The following is a 20,953-nucleotide window of genomic DNA, read 5'->3' on the forward strand; positions in this document are numbered from 1 at the left end:
ACAGGCTGAAAGGTAACCGGTTTATTTATGCTCAATACCACAGCGCGTCAGAATACGACACCGCGCACGGTGCTGGTGGTCGAGGACGAGCCCACGCTCGCCACGGCCATTGCCCAGCGCATCACCGCTGAAGGATGGACCGCTCGCGTGGCCGGGGACGGCGCTTCCGCCGTCCAGGCCGCGTCCCAGCTACGCCCCGATCTGGTAATCATGGACATCATGCTGCCGGTCATGGATGGTCTTGAGGCCACCAAACGCATCGTCGCCGAACGTCCGGTGCCGGTGCTGATTCTCACCGCGCGTGATGACGAGGCCGACAAGGTCATCGGTCTGGGAGCGGGCGCCGATGATTACATGACCAAACCGTTCTCCATGCGCGAGCTCATCGCCCGCTGCAAGGCGCTGCTGCGCCGCGTGGAGCGTGCGAAGGTCATCGCCAAGAATTCGGAGAACGAGAAGCTGCTCGACTTCGGTTCGATAGTCATCGACCCGGCACAGCGCATCGTCACCGTGAACGGCGAGCAGGTGCATCTGACCCCCACCGAGTTCGATCTGCTGGCCACACTGGCCCGCCGCCCGAAGTCGGTGCTCACCCGCGAAAAGCTGCTCGAAGAGGTCTGGGACTGGGTCGACGCATCCGGCACCCGCACCGTCGACAGCCATGTCAAGGCGCTGCGCCATAAGCTCGGCGCCGATACCATCCGCACCGTGCATGGCGTGGGCTACGCTTTCGAGCCGCCGACCGCGTGATGGCATCCAAAAAACAACAGCAATCCCGGCTTGATGCGATGAAACATCGCATCAAGCCGGTTGATTTGTTCTCCTCTCTGAAGCTGGAACTCAGCGCACTGATCGTTATCGCCACGGCCGTCGCGTTTGCCATGTGCTGGTTCCTACTGAAATTCGGCTGGTCCGGTTGGATCGCCATGCCGCTGACCTTGGTACTGGCATTGGGCATCACCTATTTCTTCTCCCGCGGCACCACCGCTCCCCTACGCCAGATGCGCGATGTGGCCGAAGCCATGGCGGATGGCGATTACACGGTCCGCGTGGATATCGATCAGAATCGTCACGACGAGGTCGGCCAGCTTGCCCGTTCGTTCAACGAGATGGCCGGCGAACTCGAGCATGCCGATAAAATGCGCCGCGACATGATCGCCAACGTGAGCCATGAACTGCGCACGCCGGTCTCCGCCCTGCAGGCGATGGTCGAGAACATGGCCGACGGCGTCACCGAACCCACCCCCGCCAACCTGGAGGGAATCCTCACTCAGACGCACCGGCTTTCCGACCTCATCGCCTTTCTGCTGGATCTGAGCCGCATCGAGGCGGGTGCGGCGAGTTTGAATATCGAGAAGTTCAATTTCGCCGACTTTCTTGACGAAACCATCGAGCCGTTGGAAATCGCCGATGGCGGTCACGCCCACGACATCCATGTCACCGTGCCGGCCGACATCTCGATGGAAGGCGATCAGGACCGCCTGCGCCAGCTATTCACCAACATCATCGCCAACGCGCTGAAACATTCGGCCGACGGCACCACCGTGCTGGTCGATGCCCACGAGGACGAAAACCAAGGCACCATCGTGACCAATGTGGTGAATTTCGGCTCACAGATTGCGCTTTCCGACCGTTCAGACATCTTCCGGCGCTTTGTCAAAGGCAAGACAGGTCCCGGCACCGAGTCGGGCGGCACCGGTCTTGGCCTGTCCATCGCGCGCTGGGCGGCACAATTGCACGGTGGCACCGTCAAAGTGGTCGATGACACGCGAGGGGCCGATTTCGAAATCATCCTGCCTAAATATCACATCGCCGAACGCTGATATTGTCCGACGTCCTACCGTATACTGTATTCGAACAAATGTTCGAATACAGGGTGGGAGGCACAGCATGACACAGCAATCCGAGTCACGAACCATGCCGCACGAGGCCACGCTGTTTGTTATGCAGATGGCCGGCGATTCCATGATCAATGCGGGTATTCATAACGGCGATCTGCTGATTGTCGACCGTTCGTTAACACCAGTCCCCGGAGATGTGGTTGCGGCTGTCATGGATGACGAAATCGCCATCAAGCGGCTGGTTTCACGGGCCAGCACCACCATATTGCACGCCGAGAATCCGCGATACCCCGATTACATGCCAAGCAACGGCGCTTCGCCTGCTATCTGGGGCATCGTAACCGATGTCATTCACCCACTGATATCGTCATCGGACCGTCGCACCACGGCATCCGCCAATACCAGCACGCCCACCACTTTAGTACCGGCCTGCTGAAATGTCTGAACGCATTGCCGCACGGTGGCACCTGTGGTGACGATGTCATCAATGAGAAGCACCACGTCGCCATGGCCGATGAGATCACGCTTCACCGTGACATGACCGGTGATACGGCGGGCACGCTGTGCCGAAGAGACCTGCTGCACGGAGCGTGCCTTGGTGGAGGAGCTCAGGGCATTGCATGGTCGCGCATCGACGCCGTACCCACGCAATGCCCCTGCCACCGATTTGGCCAACGGTGCCGTGTGAGCCCGTCCTCTTCGGCGCATTGACGCCCGCGATGACGGCACCGGAACCACCAATACGCGATGACCCAAGCATGATGATGGTATTGGCGTCTTGTTCAGCAGCGACACCATGATGCGGCCGAACGGGCCGTCAAGCTCGGTATCGTCGTGGTCCTTCCAGTCGAGAATGGCACGACGCGCCGCTCCCTGATAGATTGACGCGGACCATATACGGGCTCCGCCACCACTGTCTGCATCCCGTTCCCGGCATTGCGCGAACAGGGCCCAGCATGCCGCACACAATACCTCATCCGGCGCGTCACACCCAGCGCAGCCGCGTGGAAACAGCAGATTGCAGGCCTGCGCCCACATCACATGCCACCACTTGTATACGCTCGGCCCGTCCATAACGCGTCACCATCAAGCTGAAGTATCGAATCGCGCAAGCAGTGCATCCAGCAGTTGTACCGTATCTTGCGGATTCTCCACACGAACACCGATCGCACCGGCCTCAACCGCGGGATAGTCATTACCCGTAGGCGTCATGCGATCACCCACGAACACCATTTCATCGGCCCGTATGCCAAGTGTCTGCGTCAGCTTGCGCACGGCATAGGCCTTATCGATGCCGCATTCGCTGACATCCACACTGGTGTATCCGCCGGCCCTGACCCGCATATGCGGCAGATCGGCCTTGACCGCTTCGACCAGCGCCTGTTTCTTCGTGTTATCGCGATCCCATGCCTGCTTGGCCGCTACGGATGCGAACTGTCCAAGAGCGGAGAAGGTAATCTGGCTGCCCCTGTTCTCGATTCGAGGCCCCCATACCTGCTGTTCCCACAATCCCAGTTCCCGGGCATGTCGCTCAAGACTTTCCGAGACAGCAGCCACGGTGGCTTCGGACAGATCATGCGCATACACCAAGGCCCATTGCGTGCCATCCCACCGGTAATACCGGGAGCCGGAGGTAGGCATGACATGCAGATTGCCGCGCCTGGCATTCGGGGTGAGCACATCCAGCACCTGCGAGGTGACCACCGCCATGCCGCCCCCTGAGATCAGGGCCACCACCGTATGGTCGAGCAACGCACAGAACCGTTCGATCATCGCGGGCTTCATCGGCTGTTTTGAGCTGGCCAGCGTGTTGTCCAAATCGAAACCGAACACCTTGGCGTTGGAGCAGACATTATCGAAATCAAGTTCGGACCACGAACGTACCACCATCTGTCGCGCCTCCCTCGTTGACGAATGTTCACAACCAATGAACCAATCCTAACGCATGTTGCCTCCGCCATGCCCTATGGTGGGAACCATGCTTCAGCCACCTTGGAACGCACGAATCTACCGTAACCGCCACGGTCGCGGCACACGAACCCCGATGTTCGGCACCCGTCTGCCCCGTTACCGCACCCGAACCGGCATGTTCGACGATATGGTGGCGGCCCAGGTTCGCAGGCTCGGCCAAGCGTGGCCGGAACTGATACGTCCGATCCAGTTCGCGGTGGAGGATGTGCCGCCTTCGGATCCGACGCCTTGGCAGACCGAGCCGAATATGACGTCCCAGTGCTTCCCCGCCAGCCACGGCATTCCCGCACGAGTCGTGCTCTACCGTATGCCGTTGCAGACCGAGGCACCTTCCAAGCTCGAATTGCAATTGGCCGTCAGGGATGAGCTGGTGGCCCGCATAGCGGAATTGTATGGGCGCAGGCCGGAGGAAATCGACCCTGACTGGGGCCTGTGACAACACTGCGGGCCGTGTCACTTGTAATAAGATAGTGGCACGGCCCGCAGCTATATCGCCGCCGAAACATCATCAGACTGACGCTTCGGCGAGCATACCCTTCTACTTGACGATGGAGGAATCATTCCGAGCCCAGACATGAACCGTGGCGGGCATCAGCGTTGAAGCGTCGACGACAGACAATCCGGCGATGTCCTTGTCTTGCAACGAATCGTGACTGAACCGCGCTCCCCAGCCCACTTTCTTGGATGAGTCCTCCAACATCAGCACGACCGCGGTGCCATGATCGCCGGAAAGTTTGCCGGTCTCAATCGTTTGCGCTGCGTTCGCATCCAGTGTGATTTCCTTGGAGGTTACCGAAGCACCGGCATCATCGTAGGCGTGCAAGGTGACCGTCCTGCGCGCATTGGACGTATTGGCCAGCGTGATGGAGGCCTTTACTCCGTCGGGAAGGGCCAACCCCGAGAATTCGGATGGCTCGCCGGCATTGACCAATGCGAAATCGGCTTGGCCGGAGTCACCGGAGCGTGTGGCCTTGACGGAGAACGACACGGCATCCTCTGCGGTGGACATCACGCCCAACGCCCCATCAGGAGCCTCTCCCAAGTCGATCGCCGTCACTTTATCGGCAGTGACGGTGACATCTTTGGCGGGAACCAAGCCTTTGTCGGTAATCCATGACAGCCCGGTGCTGGTGTCTGCCTTGGCGAACAGATAAGCGGTGACCGCATCGCCGGCAGTGATGGACGGCGCCACCGATGCATTGGATGCGGTCGGCAGCGGCAGCGCGAAATCAGAACCCTTCGGTGTCAGACCATCCATGGTCACCGTACGTACCACGGACGCGATAGGAGTCTCCTTGCTGGAAACGGTCACGAACAGACCATGCTGCCCATCGACCGCGGCGGACAGTTCCATCGATGACTCCCCCTCGGCTGGCACAGACAGCGTGGATTGGGTGGACAATGCCATCTTCCCGGCTGTCTCGGAACCCCAGACGGCAATGTCGACGGTGGTCGGCTTGGTGGAGGGATTCGAGACGATGAGCTGCTGTGTGGTACCGGTCGTGCCGCCGGAGAGCAGGAACGACTGGCTGAGCGAGGTCGATACGCAGGATGCCGCCGATACGCCTCTCACATCGCCGTCATCGGCCCATGATGCGATGGTGCCGACGGCGCCGGTGCCGGTTGCGGCCTGCAGCATACGGGTATTGATCAGGCGAGCTCCCTGATTGATCTTCTGAGCACCGGTTTTCACCGAGGAATCGTCGGTCGGATCGGCGTCTTTCAAAGTTACGTCATCTGAACTGGACTTTTGCCCGATCGCCGAGACAGTGGCGCTGTAGACGGAGCCGAACGCCGCATAGCGCGCCTGTGTGCTCAGATTGCCGACAGTGGCCTGGAAGGCGCTGTCGCCGTACGTGCCGGTATCGGCCAATCCGACAGGTGCCGGGCAGTAGGTTTCGGACTGGGTCGGACTAACGGTCTGGTCGATGGCATTATCGGAAGCGGCCACCTTATCCACCCAGATATTGGGGATAGGGGCCATGACGAGAACGACGAACAGCGCAACCAACACCAGCATGGTGATCACACCGAGCACGATGCCGATCGCACGTTTGAAACCAGAAGTTGTGTTGCTCATGCCTGCTCCTCCAATCCGTAGGACGGTCGTCTGCGAGGCATGGCGACCAAGCAGTACAACGCCGTGATCACACCTAGGCATATCAGCCAGGCGTGCCTCCAGACACTATGCTGTGCACGTTGCTGCCATGAGGTATCCACCTTCTGTGAGGCGCTGCTGCGCAGCGTCAGACGATAGTAGCTGCCGCTATCCGTGGATACCAGGGACTGGGTGCCGTTCGATGCGGCGATATTCGCGCTCAACTGTTCATACGGCATGTCGTTCGAGGAATCGCCGGTCTCGGGAACCACGTAGATGCCGCCGAATCCAAGCGCGCTGATGGCCGCGATAGCCTCTTCGTCGGGATTGGACAGCAGCGAGGCACAGGCCTGGGCCAGCTGTTCGTCAACCGCATCATGCTTGCCGGACAGCAGGCGCGCCCGCTGGACCGGAGAGCTGTCGATCAGATCGCCGCGCGAGGTGCGCATCACCGCATAGTTGACGATGTTGCGGGTCTCCGCGCTCACGGCAAGCACACGATGATCGGCACTGGCCTCCAGATAATCGGTGGTGACCATGGGCAGGCCGTTTTCGGACACGCCCAGTCCCGCATCCTTATGACGTTCGATGCCATACATGCATTGGATGCCAATGCAGCACACCAGTATCAGAGCAAGCACCACACGGCCAGACACGATGAGCACATGCAGACGGTCCCTTTTCGGTGCGGGATCACTGCCAGACGCATGCAACGGTTGGAATCGCTTCACCGCCCCACCGGCGACGAGACACACGCAGGCAAGGAAGCCCAATATCATCATCGCGATGCCCGGCTGCGCGGAACCGGCCACGACACCATCGGCATCCACGGTTATGGCCACACGGCTGGAGACCAGGGCGAGCGCGCCTCCGCAGACGATTACCACCCACATCAGTCGCGAGGTCCGCAACGCGAACGGCAGCACCAGCGAAGCAAGAGCGAGCAGCGTGATGACGCCAAACAGCACAGTGACCGCCAAATCGGCATAATCGGTCGACCCCATTCGCCATCCCAGCGCACGCTGTACGGCCTCAAGCAGACTCAGCGACGCCGGCGACCCGTTGGCGGATGACGTTGGCACCGTGATGTCGCCGAACAGTTGACGCCACATGCCCAAACCGGCGTAACGCACCGCATTGACGAGCGTAGGAGCCACCGCAAAGGCGGCAGGAACCGGAATAAGCAACAGCATGGCGCGCTTGCGACGCACGAATAGCAGGAACATCAGGAACACTACGATCAGCGCGAACAGCAGCTGCGGTTCGGCGGCCACCACAGGGATGAAGCACAGTGCGGCGATGGCCGCGGCCTGAACGGATGTGCGCGGTTTGAGCGGGTCTTCGGTATGGTACATGCCCACGGCACGGAACACGAATGCGAACGCGGCCGGCAGGAACACCATTACGGTGAGCATCGGCATATTGGCCTGCGCATACCAGCCGAACATAATGCCGGTGGATGCCCACAGCAGTCCTCCCAGCACACGAACCACGTCCGAGCGGGTGAATACGCCCGCCAGCGCCCAGAACGACAATGCGCTCAGCGGCGCGGCCACAAACAGTATCATCGCCAAAGCGGCGGGCACATGGCCGAGCGTGACCAGCGAGGCCAGCATCAGCACCAGCAGCCACGGCATGGGCGGCGCAGGAATGCCGGTGCCGCTGCCAAACACCCACGGCGTGGTGGCGGACTGCACCAGTTGCGTGAAGCTGGCACCGGTGGGAAGCAACACATCGGAATACAACGATCCGCCGGAGAATATCGAACGGAACACCGGCCAATACATCACCGCGATGGCCGCAAAGCACACCAGCGCCATCACCACGGCCGCACTCCAGCGATATATGGTGCGTATCCGTAGATGGGCACGTTCCAGCGGACTGAGCAGCACTCTGTCCTGCTGGGATTGGAATGCGTCCCGACGATCGTGGAACTGCTTGATCTGCCGACTGTCGGCGAACAAGACCTGCAGGGACGACGCGGTGACCTTCGACTGTCTGGCCACCAGCCTGCGTGATTTCATGTTTCCCGCGATATCGGCCAAAGCCAGCCATGGCAGGCACAATTGCACCCATGCTTCATACGGCTTCTTGCCGAACATCATGGCTATGGCCATGCCAAAACTGCGGAGCAGCCTCCACAGCCAGACGATAAACCAGGACGACATGGCCAGATCCGTGTACAGATACCGCTGTTGGGAACGATGCACCGTCATTGCATGATTGACCGTGTGATCGTCTTTAAGCGGCTCCCCGCCTCGCGTACGAATGCCTTCATACCGTGCACGACGATGTGATATCTCCGCTTGCGGGACAACCACCACGCGTCCGCCGCTCAGGCAGACGCGGCGGCAGAAATCAACCGATTCGCTGTAGGTGGTCAGCCAGGCATTGATGCCCCGCAGTCGCGTGAATTGCGACATGGACACCAGCGCGCCCGCCAGCGACACCGCAAACACATCCTGCCGCCCGTCATACTGCTCCTGATCGGGTTCTCCATCGACCACCAGGGAGTGCACGGCGTGGAGACCCGCATACATACCGACATCATGCAGATGGGAGCCTTCCCAATCGCACTGCTTGCATCCAAGCACACTGGCACCCGGCGTATTGCGCCATGCCTCAAGCAATCGTTCAAGGCATGAGGCATCCGAGGGGCGGGAATCATCATGGAGCAGCCACAATGCGCGGGGAACATCATCCAGATCGGCACGGTCCAATGCCCGGCTGGCCGCATCACCGAAGGAGCGTGCACCCTTGGCCGAGACGATGTGAATGGTCACATGCTTGGACTGCGGCACCTCCATCACCGGCCCCGACGGCGAGGGGATGACCTCGAACGAGGTGGTTATCCTCGAACTGGTGCGTCCGGCCGCGTCGGCGATGATGACAACTCCCGGGAGAACATTCTGTGTCAATACCGAACGCAATGTAGACCGGAGGAAACGCATATCCTCCTCAACGGTGATCACAGCCGTAATGCCGGTATCCACATCCTGCCTATGCGTATACGGTCGAGAAGACATGGCGTCAGCCAACGCCTCATGAATATCGCTATTACCTGTCGGACTCATAAATTCCCAGTGTACGCACCAGACTTGAAGGGGGTGTGTGGAACTACGCCTGCTCTCGGTGCTCTCGCTTATATCGGCGACGTTCGCGCTCGCTCATGCCACCCCAAATACCGAACCGCTCATCATGATCGATGGCCCATTTCAGGCATTGCTCACGCACTTCGCATTTTGCGCACACACGTTTGGCATCACGGGTCGAGCCTCCCTTTTCCGGGAAGAACGCCTCCGGATCGGTTTGCGCGCACAACGCCTTGTGCTGCCAAGATACATCGCCATCAGGTCGGAATAGTCCCCACAATTCATGCCATGGCTCTTCGGCTGAATCGTCGACCACACCCCACATGCGATTCTCCTTGCCTATTGAGCTTTTCATACGGACTAAATTACACACATGCAATTTCGGTTTTGTCAAATTCTTTCTCGTGTCATTACATCATTTTTATGGAACTGTGTGCTATGGCGTGAACGCGATGCCCTGACGCCGTTGCACATGATATTGTGCCGTTCCTGCGCAGGAACACCATAGCGCAGGAACACCCGGCGGATGCTGTGTCAAAGTGTCATTCAGACAATCGACAGTTTCAGGAGGGGTTATGACGCAGGAATCAGGTGGGGCAGATCCGCATATCAACCCGCCAAGCTTCATTCCTGCGGGAAATCGACGCCCCCGGCCTTCCGGGCAGGTGCCACGCTCCTTCGCCCCTGCCCGCGCCTCGCGTCAGTCAGGGCAGGCTCCATCGGACCGTCTGTCTGTCATGGGAAATAACGTAGAAGAGCTCCAACCGAACGCCAATGCCAAGGCAAGCACCAATGCCGCGGACAACGGCAGGCGGACTCCGCCCAGTTTTTCTCCGAAAACCGGACGTGCCACTCGCAGCGCGGCTCCGGATGCCGCCGCGCCGCGCAGTATTCCGCCGTCGCGAGCGCGGATGTCTTCCGGCTCATCCCGCAACGCCGTGCGCAATCCGTCGGATATGCCGGTTTCCCGGCCCTCATCGCCAGCAGCAAACGTGTCCACGAAGTTCAGCCATATTGGCCGGCCGGCGGCGGCAACGGCGAAAACGGTAACGGCACACCGGCCGCGCGCCTTGCGCATCATCTTATGCGCGATTGCGGTGCTGGTGGCGGCGTTGATTCTTTCCGTTTTCGGCGCCTGGCAATGGGTGGACAGCAAACTGAATCGGAGCGACTGGCTGACCGACACCCCCAACACGCCGGCCTCGACCTGGCTGATTCTTGGCTCCGATGAGCGTGACGGTTCCACCGATTACGGCGGCGTGGACGATATCTCTGGCTTCAGGACCGATACGATTCTGGTGCTGATCAAGCCCAAAAGCGGGCCGAGTTCGTTGATTTCCATTCCCCGCGATTCGCTCATGAACGTCGATAACCAGTACATGAAAATCAATGCGGTGGCGCAGATTGCGGGCAAGAAGGCTTTGATAAGCAACGTCGAGCAAATCACCGGCCAGAAAATCGATCATGTGGCGCAGATCAAGTTCGGCGGTCTGCAGAACGTGGTGAACGCCTTGGGCGGTATCGAACTGTGCTATGACGAGGATGTTCAGGATTCCTATTCCGGACTGAACTGGAAGGCGGGATGCCATACGGCGGATGGTTCCACCGCATTGTCCTTCTCTCGTATGCGATACGCCGACGCGCGAGGAGACTTCGGGCGCAACGAACGTCAGCGGCAGGTCATCTCGGCCATCGTCAAGAAGGCTTCCAGCAGTGGGACCCTGACCAATCCGTCCAAAGTCGTGGCAGTGTCCAATGCCGCGATGAGCGCACTCACCGTGGACGAGAAGACCAACCCTTACACGTTGCTCACCATGGCGTTGGCGTTCAAAAGCGCCACCGGCTCGAATGGCATCTCCGGCAGCGTGTACTGGTCCGACCCAGATTATTACGTTGATGGCGTTGGCTCCTCGGTGCTGCTCGATGACGCCAGGAACACCGAACTGTTCCGCCAGATTGCCGACGGCACGCATAAGGCCGGCGCCGTGGGCAATCTGGCGGAAGGCTGACCGACGCTTTCCCGGAGCCCATCGGCTTCATCGTCGGCGCATGATCGCCGCCGTTGCCCACGCAGCCAATCATGCACTGGCAAGATGTCATGTGGATAACTCGGCAAGCTGGAACCACATACCTTGATTCGACTTGCGCTTTCGGCACGCGCTCCCCCACGCTGGAAGCATGACATCACAGCAGAACGATTCGAAGCGACATTCCGCCCATACGGCATCCGCCGTATCCCGGGCGAAGCACCGTTTGGGCGCGCCGCCATTGCGCGCCCGCCTGGCCATGCTTGCCGCGGCGTGCCCGATGATCGCGCAGGCACTGATGATGGTCATACTGCTGTTGCACGGGCAATGGCTGTTCGCCGCCATGATCATGCCAGGCATATTTGCCTGTCTCGTGTCCCTGCTGCTGACGCTCCCCTCGTCTCCGGGTCCGGAGAAGGCTCCCGCCCCGCAACAGGCAACGATCGATGTCGGTATCGCGGACGACGCCGATGACCGCGCCGCAGACCTCCGTCATGCGCCGTCGCAGTCGATAGAATCGCTGCTGCACTTCACACACCTGCCATGGCGCACCATTGTGGGCCACTGGCTTGAGCCCCTTGACCTTGCGGTGCCGATTGGCATGACCGGAAGCGAGCCGCTGATGCTCGACCTGAACCGTCAGGGACCACATGCCTTGGTGGCCGGCACCACCGGTTCCGGCAAATCCGTGTTGCTGCAAAGCTGGTGTCTGGCGCTCGCCTCGATGAACGGGCCCGAACATCTGAATTTCGTGTTTTTGGACTTCAAAGGCGGTTCCGCGTTCCGTAAACTCGAACGGCTGCCTCATACCGTGGGCAGCGTATGCGATCTGGATCTGGCGCATGCCGTACGCGCGTTGCGTGCGTTGGAAGCCGAACTGACACGCCGTGAGCAGCTGTCCGCCGCTATCCGTGCTTCCGATATCCGCGATATGGTCAATCCGCCACCGCGCCTGATCGTGGTCATTGACGAATTCCATGCTCTGAAGGACCAGCTCCCGGATTATGTGAATCGTCTGGTGCGTATTGCCTCGCTCGGCAGGTCGCTGGGCATGTACCTGATCGCCTGTACGCAGAATCCCATGGGCCAGGTCAGCGCCGATATGAAGGCGAATATGTCCGTCAGCATTTGCTTACGGGTTCGGGACCGTCTGCAATCATGCGAGCTGCTTGGCGATGGTCGTGCCGCCGACCTCAGTCCGGCAATGCCCGGTGCGGCGTTCTGCAACGATTCCGAACAGGTGACGGCATTCCGCTGTGCAACGGCACGCGATATCGATGCGGTGTGCCGCCAGATCGCGTTCGCATCGCGGTTCGTCGCAAGCCCGCCGCAACCGCCCCTGTTTACCGCGCCACTCCCCCGGCACGTAAAAGACCGGACTGTGGCCGATCACGCACCGCAACGCATTCGATTTGGACTTGCCGATGATGGCATCAATCTGCGAGAGGCGACAGTATCCCTCATCGGCGGCAATATCGGCGTCATCGGCCCGCAGGGGCGTGGCAAAACCACGTTGCTGGAAACATTGGCTCGACACGCCAGCATGGCCGATGGGTTGGCGGTACGTGTCAGTTCCCCGCATCGCCGGGTATGGAGCTCGCAATGGCTTCATAGCGGCCGTCGCATGCCGTATGCCAGCTCGGATGCACCACCGCCTCCGCATATCGTGTGGTTTGTCGACGATGCCGATGAATTGTTCGATCCATTCCGCACCGACGAACAGGCGCTGTCTTTCACGCATGCGTTGGCTGATGAGTCCGTCAGCGTGGTATTCGCCGTCAGCACGATTCGACCGATACGCATACCGGAGCATTGCAATACCAGAATCGTGTTCCCGTGCGGGGAGAGAACATCCGATCTTATGGCTGGAATCCCCGCTCGCCTATTGGATACGATGAATCTTATCGATGCCGACAACGCGGGCCGGGCCGTGCTCATCGAGGGCACATCGGCATGTCTGGTGCAGTGCGCTTCGTGAGAACTTCGGTTTTTTCTCGGCGAAACCTCTTGAAAATCACCACGGTTCGTGGTTACCTTGGTACTGGACTTAAGGAACAACACCAGTCACGGGGCTTTTAAGGGAGGCAAGCAATGAGCAGCGCTTTTGATTGGCGAGCCAAGGCCGCATGTCGCGACAAGGATCCGGAACTCTTCTTCCCGGTGGGCAACACCGGTGCAGCTTATCAGCAGATTGAGGAGGCCAAGGCCGTGTGCCGCACCTGCAAGGTGATTGACGCATGCCTGAAGTGCGCACTGGACACCAATCAGGATTACGGCGTGTGGGGCGGCTTGAGCGAAGACGAGCGTCGTGCGCTGAAGCGCCGCGCCATGCGCGCCCGCCGTTCTCAGGCCATGCAGATGCAAATCTGATGTTTTGATTATTTCTTCGTTATACTAGGAAACCCTCCCACTCGGGAGGGTTTCCTCATTTCGGGCTTCTCGTCACTCGTCCTGAGCAGCCCTGAGCTTCATATCGAGCACCACACGGGTGCCGCCTTCGCGGCGCGGCTCTCAATGCACGGAACCACCGAAATCATTGGTCACGAAGGTGTTGATGATCTGCGTGCCCAAACCGGAACCGGAAGAACGAGCCAATCCACCCTGCTCTTCGGAGCCGAGACCGGAACCGTCGTCCTCGACCACCACATTGAGGTTCGGGCCGGAGCGGCCCACGGAAATCGTGATATGGCCATCCTTGCGGCCTTCGAACCCATGCTCCACCGAATTGGTGATGAGCTCGGTCAGCACGAGGGACAGCGGCGTGGCATCCTGAGCGGGCATCATGCCGAACTTGCCCATGTAGTTGATATCGATATGCTGGTCTTTCATCGTGGCCAAGTCCACGGCCATGCGCAGCAGGTTGGCGATTACCTTGTCGAAGTCGACGACTTCGTCGGCGGTCTGGCTCAATCCCTCATGCACCATGGCGATGGTCTGCACGCGGCGTTGCGCCTCCTGCAATTCCTTCTTGACCTCATCCGACTTGGTCTTACGAGCCTGAAGCCTCAGTAGCGCAGAGACGGCCTGCAGGTTGTTCTTGACACGATGGTGAATCTCGGAAATCGTGGCGTCCTTGGTCTGCAGCTCCTGCTCTCGGCGGCGTAGCTCGGTGACGTCACGGCATAGCAGAATCGCTCCGATACGGCCGTTGTTGTCATACAAGGGCAGCGAGCGCATCGAAACGGCGGAACGGTTGGCGTCAAGTTCGGAGTCCACCGCGGCCTTGCCGGTCAGCACCAACGGCAGGGTTTCCGGAACGGGGTCGTTCTCCTTCAGCAGCTGTGTGCCAAGTTCGCTGAGGTAATGGCCAGGCATGGTGGTCAGCAGACCGAGACGCCTAAAGCAGCTGATGGCGTTCGGGGCTGCGTATCGAACCACGCCGTCCATGGTCAGGATGATGAAGCCGTCCGCCACGCGAGCGATATGGCGTTGGCTCATCACCGAATCCTTGTAGGGGAATTGGCCTCGCGGAATCATCTCGTACAGCTGCTTGCCGGCATTGATGCTTTCCGACTCATATCGGCCGTTGGATTCTCGTGTGGCCATATTGGTCTCACGCACGACCAAGCCCAAGGTCTTGCCATTGTGCCGAACCGGCGCGTACACGTTGCAGACGGTCGACTTGCCCACGGTTCTCAATACCGTGGAGCGGAACACCACGCTGGAGAGCATGGCGGCGTCCAATTCGCCGACCATGTCGTCCGGCATGACGTTTCCCACCACGTCTTCCGCCCGCAGCGTCATCACGGTGGATGGACGGCATTGCTCGGCCACCACGTATTTACCATCGCCATTCTGTACCAGCAGCAGTAGATCGGCGAAGCTCAAATCGGCGATCACCTGCCAATCGGCGACAAGATGATGCAGCCACTCGCGGTCCTCGTCGTCGAAGTCGGGGCGCGTTGCAAGGATATGTGAAAAATCAGCCATATCCCTATCATACGCAGATGCGACGTCGCATCGCCCGACGGCGAGGAAGAAGCGCGGTGTCCACATCGGCGTCCGCATCGTTGACCAGCATAGATGTTACGCTGACGTAGGTTACGGCAGCGTAAGCAACGTATCGCCAACTCGTGAAACGGGGGAACCATCATGGCATCAGCGGATGACGACGCAACGGCAACGATGCGCCATGACACTCGCGACGATTCGACGGCCACGCCGGACGCCGCCATCGAATCCAAGCGCCAGGCGGCCGAGCAGGCGCTCGAACAGGCGACGCGGGCCAAGGCGGATACGATACGGGCCAAAGCCCGGTTCAAGGCCGCGTCCATACGGGCCGCAGCCGAGGAGCGCGCCCGACGCACGCTCGCCAAAGCGGAGAACCGTGCGCTGAAAATCGAGGGCATTGCCCCTGCGGAAGTGGAACGCAGGATTCGTCTCGACGTGCACGGACGGCCAAAGCCGTTGATGCGCGGCTGGATTCACGCGATTGCCGCTCCCCTGTCATTGGCGGCAGGCATCGTGCTTATATGCCTGGCACATGGCGCGAGTCTGAAGTGGGCGTGTGCCGTGTTCATGACAGCGTCTCTGATTCTGTTCACCAATTCGGCCTGCTACCATCTGGGCGATTGGAGCCCGCGCGTCACCGATGTGCTGCGGCGTATCGATCATGTCAACATCTTCCTGCTCATTGCCGGCACGTATACCCCGGTCTCGTTTGCACTGGAACCGTTCTGGCGCAATGTGATCATCATATCGATGTGGGCGTGCACGGCCATCGCCATCGTGATTCACGTGATCTGGATCAACGCGCCACGCTGGTTGTATACGGTGGTGTACATCATCTTCGGCATCTACGGCCTGGCCTATATGGTGCTGTTCTGGAAGTCGCCGTATGCGGGGCCAGCCGTGGTGGCGCTGCTGTGCGCCGGCGGCGTCTGCTACATCCTCGGCGCCATCGTCTACGCCTTGCGCAAGCCCGACCCTTGGCCTCGCGTCTTCGGCTTCCATGAGATTTTCCACTGCGGAACGGTGGCCGGATATGCCTGCCATATGGTGGCCATCTACATGGTGATCATCTCACTGTGGCATTGACGTCTCCAGGCCCGGCGACGGTGCCGGGCCAACGAACGGGGAGGGGTTCCGGAATCGTCCGGAACCCCTCCCTCGCGTTGAGACGACGTCAGGCCAGCGGCTTGGCGGCCTTGACCGTCACGGACAGCTCGCGGCCGTTCGGTGCGGTGTAGGAGACGACGTCGCCCACCTTGGCACCCTCGATAGCCTTGCCAATCGGGGAATCCGGGGTCATGATGTCGTAGTCGGTGCCGGCCACGATGTCACGGCTGCCGAGCACGTAGGTCATCTCGTTGCCGTTGAGCTCGATGGTCACCACAGAGCCCTCGCCCACGGTGCCTTCCGGAGCATTCTCGATGATCTTGGAATCGCGCAGCTTGACGGTGAGCTCGGTGATGCGGCCCTCGTTCTTGCTCTGCGCCTCACGGGCGGCCTGGTAGCCGCCGTTCTCGGACAAGTCGCCCTCGGCACGCGCCACGGCGATCTTGTGCGCGATTTCCTCACGCAGCTCACCTTCACGATGGGCGAGCTCTTCCTTCATCTTGTTGTATGCTTCCTGCGTCAGCAGGTAGACCTTGTCCTCAGCCATATCGTCCTCCTGAACCGTTGTCGATGCTGAAACAATCTTCGTTATTTATGACAAAACGCCGGCTATGACCCCGGCGTTCGTCATGTGCTGACCTGTGGTCAGCGGGTGGAAATGATGTCGATGACGAACACCAGCGTGTCCTCGCCGCCGATGCCGGCCTGCGGGATGCCGCGGGAACCGTAGCCGTATTCCGGCGGAATGGAAACCACCAGACGCGAACCCACGTTATGGCCCGGCACGGTCTGGTCCCAGCCCTTGATGACCTGTCCCACGCCGATGCCGAAGCTGGCGGGCTGATGACGGTCGAAGCTGGAGTCGAATGGGGTGTCCTTACCCCACACCACGCCGTGATAGTTCACGGTGACGGTGTCGCCGCGACGCACGATAGGGCCGTCGCCCTCGGTCAGCTCCACAACCTTGAGGCCCTTCGGGGCTTCGGGCGTCGGGAACTCGATAACGGGCGTGGTGCCGTATTCGGCGTTCACCTGAGGCATCTGATCTGCCATTAGTCCTCCTTCAAAGACACAATGCGCCCTACCTTAGCACCATCGGCGAATCGGCGGTAGTCCTTCATCCCTGTGCGATACGACACGCCGGCCGTATACGTCAATTCCGATCATCATGCTGGTGAATACCAGACATGTCAATCAGCATTCGACGACATTGACGGCAAGCCCGCCCTTGGAGGTCTCCTTGTATTTGGCCATCATGTCTTCACCGGTCTGCTTCATGGTTTCGATGGCCTGATCGAGGGTCACGATGTGTGAGCCGTCGCCGAGCATGGCCATACGCACGGCGTTGATGGCGGTGTTGGCGGCCATGGCGTTGCGTTCGATGCATGGAATCTGCACCAGTCCGCCCACCGGATCGCAAGTCAGGCCCAAGTTGTGTTCGATGCCGATCTCAGCAGCATTCTCCACCTGTTCCGGCGTGCCGCCCATGACTGCGGCAAGTCCGGCCGCCGCCATCGAACAGGCCGAGCCGACTTCGCCCTGGCAACCGACTTCCGCACCGGAAATTGAGGCGTTGCGTTTGAACAGGTATCCGATGGCACCGGCGGTCAGCAGAAACGTGACCACGCCCTGTTCATTGGCGTTGTCCACGAAATGCCAATAATAGTGAAGCACGGCGGGAATGATGCCGGCGGAACCGTTGGTCGGAGCGGTTACGATGCGCCCGCCTCCGGCATTCTCCTCAGAAACGGCCAAGGCGAACAGGTCCACCCATGCGGCGTCCGAGGATTCGAGCACGGCGTCCTTGCGCCGGCTGTCGCGGCGCAGCACATCGGAATTCAAGGCGAGACGCCGATACATTTTCGGCGCGCGGCGGGGTACGTCAAGGCCACCGGGCAATGTGGGTTCCGCCGAGGTGCATCCGTGGTCCACACAGGCGCGCATAACACGCCAGATGGCATCAATATCGGATCGGACCTGGGCGCCCGAGCGTGAAGCGGTTTCGTTGGCCCATACAAGTTCGGCGATGCTGAGATGATGTTCCCGGCACAACGACACCAGTTCGGTGCATGACGAGAACGGGTAGGGTGCCTCGACGCCGAAATCAGTGGATGATGATTCGTCCGCGTCGGCAAAGGAGGTGCCTTCCGGAGGGCGTTCATGAATGCCGATCATCGGGTCTTCGGGAGCGCCTTTGCGCACGAATCCGCCGCCGATGGAATACCAGACCTGTTCGTCGACCAAGCTTGCGGCGGCGTCGAAAGCCTGGAATCGCATGCCATTGGGGTGCGCGGCCATGCGCTTCCATTGTTCGAACACCACGTCGCGGTCGTAGTCGAAATGGATGCGTCTGAGGCCGGCAAGGTTCAGAGTATCGTCCAACGCGCAGGTCTCGCGGATGTGCATCATGTGGTCGGTATCCACGGTGGCCGGCAGATTGCCTTCGAGCCCGGCCATTGCGGCGCGATCGGTGCCGTGGCCGAGACCGGTCAGCGCCAGAGAACCGTAAAGCGTGATTTTGACACGTGCGGTGCGATCGACCAAATGGTCGGCCTGCAACGAGGAGGCGAAGGCATGTGCCGCGACCATCGGGCCTACAGTGTGCGAGGATGAAGGTCCGACGCCGATGGTGAACATGTCAAGCACACTGAACATTTGGCTCCTTCTCCCCTGCTGGTTCGGCATGCCGGTGTTGCCAGGCGTCACGCCATCACGATATCGTATTCCAGCCTAGCGCCCGGAATCGCTTTCGCCTTGTGCGGTGATGGCCGCGCGCGTCGTGCCGGTGATCGATAAGTCAGTCAGTGAGACAGTGCGGAGAACATCATAACCAGTACGATGATGCCGATGATGGCCAATACGATCTGCACCACCATCAGCCCGATGGTCAGTCCCTTCTTGGTGGCGATTTTGGGCGCGTACGCCTGTGCCAACAGGAAGGCGATGAAGCCGAACACCGCGTAGTTGACGGTCAGGGCCATCACATCGCTGTTCGACAACACCACGCCGTTCAGCGGCTGGTTCAACGTGTTCATCATCGTGCTCATCACGAACATGCCCCACACGCCGTAGCCGATTAATCCGACGACGCCGTACAGCCATGGCTTGAGTTTGTCGTTGGCACGCAGGGTCAAGGCTTCGGCACACCACAACAGGGCGAAGCCGACGATGTAGGTGAATGCCACGGCAATCAGTATCACGATAGTCGCCCATGGCAGGAGCGCGGCCACATTGCCGATCATGGACAGATAGAATCCCGAGCAGGCGATGGCACCAACGGTGAGCGCAGTGCCCGCAATGACGGCTTGGGCAAGCATGGTGGGCAGGGCGCCTTGTTCGACTCGTTCGACATCGGTCCAGCGTGAAGCCATGTGGATTCCTCGTTTCATCAGGTACAACGTCACAACGCCACATAGCCTAACGGCCTTTTGTTTCGGCCTTATAAGCTCCCCACATAGTAAGCTGCGAGCCTCCTCTGACGAGGGGGCCGTCGGCGAAGCCGACTGGGGGGAGAGACCGCGGCACAGCCACAAAAAACGCATCGGCCACAGGCCGATTTCAAGGTGCCTCCGGTGGGACTCGAACCCTACGGAGAAAAGCCGCTTAGACCTACTCCCGTCTCGATTATGCGGCTCTCGAAACCTCATTTGCCCACATTTTGCCCACATTCTCGCGCGCCAGCATCTCACCCATGCGCTCCGACAGCTCGTCCAGATCATCATCGAAAAGGTCGGCGTACACGTCCAACGTCATGGCCGCGCTCTTGTGCCCCAACTGCCGTTGCACGGCCTTCACGTTCGCGCCCGCTCTGACCATGAGACTCGCGGCCGTATGCCTCAGGTCATGGATTGTGAGGTGGCCGGGTATGCCGGCACGCCGCAGGCCGACCGACAGCCAACCGTCATCGCGGCTCGCATTACCCCACTCGCGTATCATCATGCCCTCGCGTCCCGGCTGTTCAAATAACAGGTCGCCGGGTTTCCGGTCTGCGCACAGTCTGCGCATGATCGGGTCCAGCACGACCGGGTACATGATGGCGCGGGCCTTGTAGGTCTTGGTGTCATCGGGGATGATGACGCCGCCCACCATCGGCGCGCTCACTCCTATATATATACGATGCTTTTCAAGATCGACGTCCATCACCCTCAGGGGTATGAGTTCACCCCATCGCATGCCGCATAGTCCAAGCACGAGGACGAGGTCTCGTCTCCATGGGGTGACGCTGCCTGCCAGCCGGTCAAGCTGTTCGGCGGTGAGATACACGTGCTTCTTCCTGCGCTTGCGTGGCAGTTCGATGCCCCTCGCTGGATTGTCCGGAATACGCCGGTCTTTCTTCGCGTCGTCCAATATTCCGGCGAGCACGCCGTGGGCGCGGAGGACGACGCTAGCGCTTCGGGGTTTGGCGAGCACTATCTCGTTGCCCCGCTCGTCCTTGACGGTCTTGCCCTGGCTGATTCCGGTGACCCATTGTTGCGTCGTCTCGCGGGTGACTGCGGATACCGGGGTGTTGCCCCATTCCGGTTTCACCCACTTCTCCCATGCGCCTTCGAGGGTACGGTAATGGCTGGGCTTGGTGCTGAGCTTCTTCTTGGCCAGCCAGGCGGGCCCCAGCTCCCCCACCGTCGCCTTGCCGGCCTGCGGGTCGATGTACGTTCCCTCGGCCTTGGCTGTGGTGACCCTTTTCGCCGCCCAATTCTCCGCATCGATTTTTCTCTTGAATCCACGCTTGTCAGTCTGCGTGCCGTCCGGCTTGCGATACCTCACACGGTATCTGGTTTCACCCTTACTGGTCTTGTATCTGGTGACGTTCGCCATGGGTATGCTTCGCCCCGTGTAGGATAAAAGACGAAGCGTCCTCCTTTCTGA

The 20,953-nt window shown here is 60.2% G+C and carries 18 protein-coding genes and 1 pseudogene; 8 read left to right on the top strand and 11 right to left on the bottom strand.

Going from position 1 to position 20,953, the window contains the following annotated elements:
* Window positions 1–27: 27 nt before the first annotated feature.
* From BLIJ_RS09145 to BLIJ_RS09155, 3 genes are all read left to right on the top strand, one after another.
* The gene (locus BLIJ_RS09145; protein WP_012578060.1) at window positions 28–750 is read left to right on the top strand and encodes a response regulator transcription factor; all 723 of its coding nucleotides are present in this window, start codon (window positions 28–30) and stop codon (window positions 748–750) included.
* Window positions 750–1,823 carry a sensor histidine kinase gene (locus BLIJ_RS09150; protein ID WP_012578061.1) on the top strand — a complete coding sequence of 358 codons (1,074 nt, stop codon included), beginning with the start codon at window positions 750–752 and terminating at the stop codon, window positions 1,821–1,823. Before BLIJ_RS09145 ends, BLIJ_RS09150 begins: the two co-directional genes overlap by 1 nt.
* A gap of 67 nt (window positions 1,824–1,890) precedes the next feature.
* Window positions 1,891–2,277, top strand: coding sequence for a LexA family protein (locus BLIJ_RS09155; RefSeq protein ID WP_012578062.1), 387 nt, complete (start codon window positions 1,891–1,893; stop codon window positions 2,275–2,277).
* On the opposite strand, the gene BLIJ_RS09160 is transcribed toward BLIJ_RS09155, so the two are convergent.
* Entirely contained in the window at window positions 2,193–2,915 is a 723-nt protein-coding gene (locus tag BLIJ_RS09160; protein WP_014485021.1) for a ComF family protein, read from the bottom strand. The genes BLIJ_RS09155 and BLIJ_RS09160 overlap by 85 nt on opposite strands.
* Window positions 2,916–2,927: 12 nt before the next feature.
* On the bottom strand, window positions 2,928–3,731 hold the full coding sequence (locus BLIJ_RS09165) for an HAD-IIB family hydrolase (RefSeq protein WP_012578064.1): 804 nt from the start codon (window positions 3,729–3,731) through the stop codon (window positions 2,928–2,930).
* 154 nt (window positions 3,732–3,885) lie between these two features.
* On the opposite strand from BLIJ_RS09165, the gene BLIJ_RS09170 reads away from it, so the two are divergent.
* Window positions 3,886–4,248, top strand: coding sequence for a metallopeptidase family protein (locus BLIJ_RS09170; protein WP_014485022.1), 363 nt, complete (start codon window positions 3,886–3,888; stop codon window positions 4,246–4,248).
* 102 nt (window positions 4,249–4,350) lie between these two features.
* Here the strand turns inward: BLIJ_RS09170 and BLIJ_RS09175 are convergent, their stop codons facing one another.
* The 3 genes from BLIJ_RS09175 to BLIJ_RS09185 are packed head-to-tail and all read right to left on the bottom strand — an operon-like array spanning window position 4,351 to window position 9,327.
* Window positions 4,351–5,892: a DUF5719 family protein gene (locus BLIJ_RS09175; RefSeq protein WP_012578066.1), complete on the bottom strand. Its 1,542-nt coding sequence runs from the start codon at window positions 5,890–5,892 to the stop codon at window positions 4,351–4,353.
* Window positions 5,889–8,984, bottom strand: a complete 3,096-nt coding sequence (locus tag BLIJ_RS09180; protein WP_012578067.1) for a glycosyltransferase family 2 protein — start codon at window positions 8,982–8,984, stop codon at window positions 5,889–5,891. The genes BLIJ_RS09175 and BLIJ_RS09180 overlap by 4 nt, the downstream gene beginning before the upstream one ends.
* A 43-nt stretch (window positions 8,985–9,027) precedes the next feature.
* Complete coding sequence (locus tag BLIJ_RS09185; RefSeq protein ID WP_012578068.1) at window positions 9,028–9,327, bottom strand: WhiB family transcriptional regulator; 300 nt, start codon at window positions 9,325–9,327, stop codon at window positions 9,028–9,030.
* Window positions 9,328–9,577: 250 nt separating this feature from the next.
* Between BLIJ_RS09185 and BLIJ_RS15060 the strand changes: the two genes are divergently transcribed.
* From BLIJ_RS15060 to BLIJ_RS09205, 3 genes are all read left to right on the top strand, one after another.
* A complete protein-coding gene (locus tag BLIJ_RS15060) occupies window positions 9,578–11,011 on the top strand; it encodes an LCP family protein (RefSeq protein WP_012578069.1) in 1,434 nt (477 codons plus the stop codon).
* Between the two features lie 169 nt (window positions 11,012–11,180).
* Window positions 11,181–13,007, top strand: a complete 1,827-nt coding sequence (locus BLIJ_RS09200) for an FtsK/SpoIIIE domain-containing protein (protein ID WP_012578070.1) — start codon at window positions 11,181–11,183, stop codon at window positions 13,005–13,007.
* A gap of 113 nt (window positions 13,008–13,120) precedes the next feature.
* The gene (locus BLIJ_RS09205) at window positions 13,121–13,399 is read left to right on the top strand and encodes a WhiB family transcriptional regulator (RefSeq protein ID WP_003835265.1); all 279 of its coding nucleotides are present in this window, start codon (window positions 13,121–13,123) and stop codon (window positions 13,397–13,399) included.
* A gap of 72 nt (window positions 13,400–13,471) precedes the next feature.
* Here the strand turns inward: BLIJ_RS09205 and BLIJ_RS09210 are convergent.
* Window positions 13,472–14,959, bottom strand: a pseudogene (locus BLIJ_RS09210) (sensor histidine kinase).
* 162 nt (window positions 14,960–15,121) lie between these two features.
* Between BLIJ_RS09210 and trhA the strand changes: the two are divergent.
* A complete protein-coding gene (trhA, locus tag BLIJ_RS09215; RefSeq protein ID WP_012578072.1) occupies window positions 15,122–16,066 on the top strand; it encodes a PAQR family membrane homeostasis protein TrhA in 945 nt (314 codons plus the stop codon).
* An 88-nt stretch (window positions 16,067–16,154) separates the two neighbouring features.
* Here the strand turns inward: trhA and BLIJ_RS09220 are convergent, their stop codons facing one another.
* The 5 genes from BLIJ_RS09220 to BLIJ_RS09240 form a co-directional block, all read right to left on the bottom strand.
* A complete protein-coding gene (locus tag BLIJ_RS09220) occupies window positions 16,155–16,634 on the bottom strand; it encodes a GreA/GreB family elongation factor (protein ID WP_007055115.1) in 480 nt (159 codons plus the stop codon).
* 98 nt (window positions 16,635–16,732) lie between these two features.
* Window positions 16,733–17,140, bottom strand: coding sequence for an FKBP-type peptidyl-prolyl cis-trans isomerase (locus BLIJ_RS09225; RefSeq protein ID WP_012578073.1), 408 nt, complete (start codon window positions 17,138–17,140; stop codon window positions 16,733–16,735).
* A gap of 141 nt (window positions 17,141–17,281) precedes the next feature.
* On the bottom strand, window positions 17,282–18,742 hold the full coding sequence (locus tag BLIJ_RS09230; RefSeq protein WP_012578074.1) for an L-serine ammonia-lyase: 1,461 nt from the start codon (window positions 18,740–18,742) through the stop codon (window positions 17,282–17,284).
* Between the two features lie 146 nt (window positions 18,743–18,888).
* The gene (locus BLIJ_RS09235; protein ID WP_012578075.1) at window positions 18,889–19,458 is read right to left on the bottom strand and encodes a hypothetical protein; all 570 of its coding nucleotides are present in this window, start codon (window positions 19,456–19,458) and stop codon (window positions 18,889–18,891) included.
* 253 nt (window positions 19,459–19,711) lie between these two features.
* On the bottom strand, window positions 19,712–20,902 hold the full coding sequence (locus BLIJ_RS09240; RefSeq protein WP_012578076.1) for a tyrosine-type recombinase/integrase: 1,191 nt from the start codon (window positions 20,900–20,902) through the stop codon (window positions 19,712–19,714).
* Between the last annotated feature and the right edge of the window lie 51 nt (window positions 20,903–20,953).

The sequence above is a fragment of the Bifidobacterium longum subsp. infantis ATCC 15697 = JCM 1222 = DSM 20088 genome (assembly GCF_000269965.1).
Taxonomy (GTDB): Bacteria; Actinomycetota; Actinomycetes; order Actinomycetales; family Bifidobacteriaceae; genus Bifidobacterium; species Bifidobacterium infantis.

What these genes read in the sequence shown, in the direction of transcription:
- BLIJ_RS09155 (WP_012578062.1), top strand. Translation starts at nt 1,891, where the DNA reads ATGACACAGCAATCCGAGTCACGAACCATGCCGCACGAGGCCACGCTG.
- BLIJ_RS09235 (WP_012578075.1), bottom strand. Translation starts at nt 19,458, where the DNA reads ATGGCTTCACGCTGGACCGATGTCGAACGAGTCGAACAAGGCGCCCTG.
- BLIJ_RS09240 (WP_012578076.1), bottom strand. Translation starts at nt 20,902, where the DNA reads ATGGCGAACGTCACCAGATACAAGACCAGTAAGGGTGAAACCAGATAC.
- BLIJ_RS09220 (WP_007055115.1), bottom strand. Translation starts at nt 16,634, where the DNA reads ATGGCTGAGGACAAGGTCTACCTGCTGACGCAGGAAGCATACAACAAG.
- BLIJ_RS09205 (WP_003835265.1), top strand. Translation starts at nt 13,121, where the DNA reads ATGAGCAGCGCTTTTGATTGGCGAGCCAAGGCCGCATGTCGCGACAAG.
- BLIJ_RS09200 (WP_012578070.1), top strand. Translation starts at nt 11,181, where the DNA reads ATGACATCACAGCAGAACGATTCGAAGCGACATTCCGCCCATACGGCA.
- BLIJ_RS15060 (WP_012578069.1), top strand. Translation starts at nt 9,578, where the DNA reads ATGACGCAGGAATCAGGTGGGGCAGATCCGCATATCAACCCGCCAAGC.
- BLIJ_RS09180 (WP_012578067.1), bottom strand. Translation starts at nt 8,984, where the DNA reads ATGAGTCCGACAGGTAATAGCGATATTCATGAGGCGTTGGCTGACGCC.
- BLIJ_RS09175 (WP_012578066.1), bottom strand. Translation starts at nt 5,892, where the DNA reads ATGAGCAACACAACTTCTGGTTTCAAACGTGCGATCGGCATCGTGCTC.
- BLIJ_RS09225 (WP_012578073.1), bottom strand. Translation starts at nt 17,140, where the DNA reads ATGGCAGATCAGATGCCTCAGGTGAACGCCGAATACGGCACCACGCCC.
- BLIJ_RS09230 (WP_012578074.1), bottom strand. Translation starts at nt 18,742, where the DNA reads ATGTTCAGTGTGCTTGACATGTTCACCATCGGCGTCGGACCTTCATCC.
- BLIJ_RS09145 (WP_012578060.1), top strand. Translation starts at nt 28, where the DNA reads ATGCTCAATACCACAGCGCGTCAGAATACGACACCGCGCACGGTGCTG.
- BLIJ_RS09165 (WP_012578064.1), bottom strand. Translation starts at nt 3,731, where the DNA reads ATGGTGGTACGTTCGTGGTCCGAACTTGATTTCGATAATGTCTGCTCC.
- BLIJ_RS09150 (WP_012578061.1), top strand. Translation starts at nt 750, where the DNA reads ATGGCATCCAAAAAACAACAGCAATCCCGGCTTGATGCGATGAAACAT.
- BLIJ_RS09170 (WP_014485022.1), top strand. Translation starts at nt 3,886, where the DNA reads ATGTTCGGCACCCGTCTGCCCCGTTACCGCACCCGAACCGGCATGTTC.
- BLIJ_RS09160 (WP_014485021.1), bottom strand. Translation starts at nt 2,915, where the DNA reads ATGGACGGGCCGAGCGTATACAAGTGGTGGCATGTGATGTGGGCGCAG.
- BLIJ_RS09185 (WP_012578068.1), bottom strand. Translation starts at nt 9,327, where the DNA reads ATGTGGGGTGTGGTCGACGATTCAGCCGAAGAGCCATGGCATGAATTG.
- trhA (WP_012578072.1), top strand. Translation starts at nt 15,122, where the DNA reads ATGGCATCAGCGGATGACGACGCAACGGCAACGATGCGCCATGACACT.